The following is a 290-nucleotide window of genomic DNA, read 5'->3' as shown; positions in this document are numbered from 1 at the left end:
CGTTCATCTCGTGCACCGTGGCCGTGAAGCCGAAAGGCGGCAGCCACTTGGCCATGGCGGCGGGTGTCGTGAAGGCGCGGTAGACGCGCTCGGGCGGGCAGCGCAGCACGTGGTGAAAGCTGACGGTTTGGGGCATGGGGCGTCCTGGTGGGAGAAGGCTCGCTCTGGCGGCGAGCGGGCGACTCAGAGCGGCAGCTCGGTGAAGTAGCGGCCGCCGTGGAAGATCAGCGGCTGCGCACCGGGCTGCGCGGTGCAGCGCTCCACCTCGCCGACGAAGATGACGTGGTCGC

Annotated in this window: 2 protein-coding genes; both read right to left on the bottom strand. The window is 70.0% G+C overall.

Annotated features, from left to right (window positions below):
- The coding region (locus ACG0Z3_RS23315; protein WP_394402459.1) for an SRPBCC domain-containing protein at positions 1–136 on the bottom strand (136 nt) is incomplete at its 3' end.
- 47 nt (positions 137–183) lie between these two features.
- On the bottom strand, positions 184–290 hold a 107-nt coding region (locus tag ACG0Z3_RS23310; protein ID WP_394402456.1), incomplete at its 5' end, for a flavin reductase family protein.

The sequence above is a fragment of the Pelomonas margarita genome (assembly GCF_043555875.1).
GTDB lineage: Bacteria > Pseudomonadota > Gammaproteobacteria > Burkholderiales > Burkholderiaceae_C > Pelomonas > Pelomonas margarita.
Note: the sequence above shows the minus strand (reverse complement) of the source record. Positions and strands in the feature narration are given on the sequence as shown.